Genomic DNA, 3,498 nt, shown 5'->3' with positions numbered 1-3,498 from the left:
TATTATTTGGTTGGCTATAATGATTTTTACCTTTATCATAAAGAGAATTACCAAACTGATTTCCAAATGTTCGCATAGCTCGCTTTAAGGCATCCGTTACCGCTTCTTTAGCTGCTCCCTCATGTGCATCAGAGAGAGTTTTTGCGATACCACTTCCAAACCCTACATCTTCACGGCTTACTTCTTTAGTGTGAGCTATATCTTGAGCTACTACCCGAACCACTGCCTTATAGCAGATGACTACATTTTGGTTATGGTTTTGTTCTTGGCTTACTTGCACAAGAGATGAGATGGAGTAGCTCCAGTTGCCGTAACCGAATATCTTATTTGCACTCTCTATAATATCAAACGCTTCAAGATAGGAGAGGCTGATATTTCCTTTCTCTCTTATTTTTATTCTGCTGGAATCAACTTCATAATTTAGCACTGTTATCTGTTTTTCGTTAAACATCTTTTTACTCCTTTATGCCGCTTGTGGAATGTGCAGCAGTTCGTCTCTTTGTGTGTTGTTGCTTGCACTTCGTTTTAGATTTACTTTTGCTTTGGCAGGGATTGTCTCTTTGGTTGTCTCTTTGGATAGAGTGATTGAAGATATGATATTGCCCTCTATGCGGTCTATACCGTTATTTAAAAATACTTCGGCAGTAAGCTCTTTTGCAATCTCTAATGATTCAGCGAGTCGTTTCTTGAATTGCCCTAGTTCTTTGATATCACTTGAGAGAATATCAATTTTTGATTGTAGCTCTTTTAGCGAAAGCCCTAAATAATCTGCTCTTTGGTAGTAGGGTTTTGAGGTGTCTTCTATTATAGAGCGAATATAGTCTTTAAAAAAGTCTTGGGGTTTATCGTTTGAGAGGTACTCTATTTGGGTTTGGAGTTGATAATTTACTAATTTCATTTTCTGCTCCGTTATGCTGCTATTTGGTAGGACGGTTCTTTTATAGTAGCAATCCTCTCTGCTATATCCCAGATACCTTTATTTACTTGGGTATCTGTGGTAATACTTTTTATCTCTTTAGAGGTAAAGCGTCTGCCACTCTCTTTGTTTATTCCACTCAAATTTCCACGGATTAGATGCTCTTGTATGGTGTTTAAAGTTGTGTAGAGGTCATCTTTATAATCTTGCTCTCTATGTGGGATAAGTAAATCATTTGGATCAACTTCTAGGTGTTCTTCAAATCTAAGAGGGATAGCTAACTTAGCGAAGCTTTGTTTCTCTAGGTCTGATAGTTGGATTGAAGAGAGTGTTTTTATCTTCTCTATGAGCTTCTCTTTAACTGCAGTTATCTTATGAACTGCATTAGCTACATCGTTGTCTCTATCTCCTAAGTGTTTGATTTTATAAGCTTCAAACACACTATCAGATACTACTAGTCCATTGGCACATACAAATCTAAATATACCAGCACTGATAGAGAAACTTTTTGTTCTGTCGTGGCTATTGAACAATAATAGCTCTACAGCATTATCTTGTGGATGAAGTAAATCCTCAAAGTGACGAAACCTTACACAGTGTTGTTGATACCCCTCTTTGGTTTCATCTTTAACTGCTGCTTGGCTTACGCTTACTGGATACCAATGATGAGATTTAATCTCCTCTATTACATCTATAGTTGGTATAAAGTGGTATTTATCACTTACCTCATAATGAGGCTGTTGTGTAAATAGTGTTGGTGCTAACTCTTGTAGCTCTTGGTTGTTTAATGGGTTGATTGACATTGTTTATCCTTTATGTTTTTGTTTTTTATTTATGCTTAAAAGCTCTTAGGCTAAAACTAATCTTCTTGAGACTCTAAAGTCTCTTTTATAATCGTTGCTGGTCATTTTGGCCGTTGAGTGTCCTAGTAGCATTTGTACTTCATAGAGAGAGCATTTGGAGTTTACTAGTGCTGATGCGTATGTATGTCGTAAATCGTGAATACGCACTTCTGGTAATCCTGCTTTTACTCTTGCAGTGTTCCAGCTGTTGAAGATGGTGATGTAAGGCTTTTTGGTTTTTGGGCTTGGGAATAGGTATTTGCTTTGTTTAGGGATAGATTCTATTAGTTCTTTTAGTGGTGGGGTTATTGGTAGGATTCTTTTTTTACCTGATTTGGTTATGGGAATAGTCCATAGCTTATTTAACATATCGAAGTCACACCACTGAGCATCTAGTACTTCTCTTTTTCTTGCTCCTGATAGTAGTAGCATAGGGATTATAAACTGTAGATGTTGGTTTGGGCTTAGTTGTACATATCTTAGTAGTCTTTTTGCTTGGGTGTTGTTTAGAAAGATTTGTCTTTGGTTGTTTAGTTCAAACTCTTTTACACCTTTACAAGGGTTTATATCATTTGGTAGTAGTTCAAACTCGTGGGATAGTCTATAGGCGTTACCTAAAAAGACTATAAACTTATTGGCTGTTGCTGGGGCTAGGTTTTTATCTTTTACCATAGAGCTATGGTATGCCATCACTTGGGGTTTTTTTAGGTCTTTCATAGCAGTATTGGCTAGGTGGGAGAGGATATGGTTTTTAAATACTGAAATATTGGTTTCATAGCTTTTTATATGGGTATGGATATATGGTAAGTAATGCTTATCGTAGAACTCTTGAAAGGTTATAGGGTTGATTGTAGGCTCTTTTATCTCTTGGGTTAGTATTGGGTTGGATTGGTTCTCTTTTAATTCATAGTAGCTTTTCTTTGCATCTTCTAGGCTTAGTTCAATTGTAGTGCCTATTCGTTTCATCTTTTGTTTAGAATTGGTTCTATATCTGTAGTAGTAAGTTTTAGAGCCTGTACTTTTTATCTCAAGCATGAAGCCATTTAATTCTATATCGAAGTATTGTTCTTTTGCTTTGGTTGTGGGTGGTTTTACTTTTTTAATAAATTCATTGGTGATTGATAGTTTTGGCATTGGGTTTTTCTCCTGTTATTTAGTTCTTTTTTTACTTGTTTTTACTCTATTTTTTACTTACTATTTTCATTACTTTTTACTTATTTTTGCTCTTCATTATGATGTGCCGACCGCAATAGAAAAGTATGTGGGCTTGTTGGAAGTATAGTCAAGGGTGAAAAACCTTGTCAAGTAGGCATTGCCGACCATTTGCCGACCAAATTGAGCTAAAGTCTCTTTAAAAGTGTCTTTAAACCCTCTTGGGTTTTGGGACGGGGTGAAAAAGATGGGAAATCGTTTTGATATGGGGCTTTGAGGTGTCTCTAAAACTATTTTGGGACAGTAGGGGTAAAATCGCCCACCATTTGCCCACCATTTTAGGTCGTTTTAAGTTTGGAAGAAATTTATGAATTTTAGAAGTTGTTACTTGTTGTAGCAGATTTGAGTGTTTGGGGTGGTTTTAGGTGTCTTTGAAATATATTGTTTGGGTGTGAAATGTGTTGGTTTTTTGGTGTGTTGCGTTTGGTGGTGGTCGGCTGGGATTATTTTAAAATTGTATTGATTGTTTTGGTACTTAGGTTTATAAATTCTGCTATTTCACTTTTTGTATATCCATACTCAAAAGCT

The 3,498-nt window shown here is 36.2% G+C and carries 4 protein-coding genes; all 4 read right to left on the bottom strand.

Features of this window, described 5'->3' with window-relative positions:
• Positions 1-451 (bottom strand): Rad52/Rad22 family DNA repair protein (locus tag PHI38_RS09770; RefSeq protein WP_299855621.1); only part of this gene is annotated, 451 nt, incomplete at its 3' end.
• A 12-nt stretch (positions 452-463) separates the two neighbouring features.
• Positions 464-898 (bottom strand): hypothetical protein, encoded by a 435-nt coding sequence (locus PHI38_RS09765; protein ID WP_299855619.1) that lies wholly within the window; start codon positions 896-898, stop codon positions 464-466.
• A gap of 11 nt (positions 899-909) precedes the next feature.
• On the bottom strand, positions 910-1,719 hold the full coding sequence (locus PHI38_RS09760; protein WP_299855617.1) for a DUF932 domain-containing protein: 810 nt from the start codon (positions 1,717-1,719) through the stop codon (positions 910-912).
• Positions 1,720-1,764: 45 nt separating this feature from the next.
• Positions 1,765-2,892 (bottom strand): site-specific integrase, encoded by a 1,128-nt coding sequence (locus PHI38_RS09755; protein WP_299855615.1) that lies wholly within the window; start codon positions 2,890-2,892, stop codon positions 1,765-1,767.
• Positions 2,893-3,498 lie beyond the last annotated feature (606 nt).

The organism is Sulfurimonas sp. (assembly GCF_028694895.1).
Taxonomy (GTDB): Bacteria; Campylobacterota; Campylobacteria; order Campylobacterales; family Sulfurimonadaceae; genus Sulfurimonas.
Note: the sequence above shows the minus strand (reverse complement) of the source record. Positions and strands in the feature narration are given on the sequence as shown.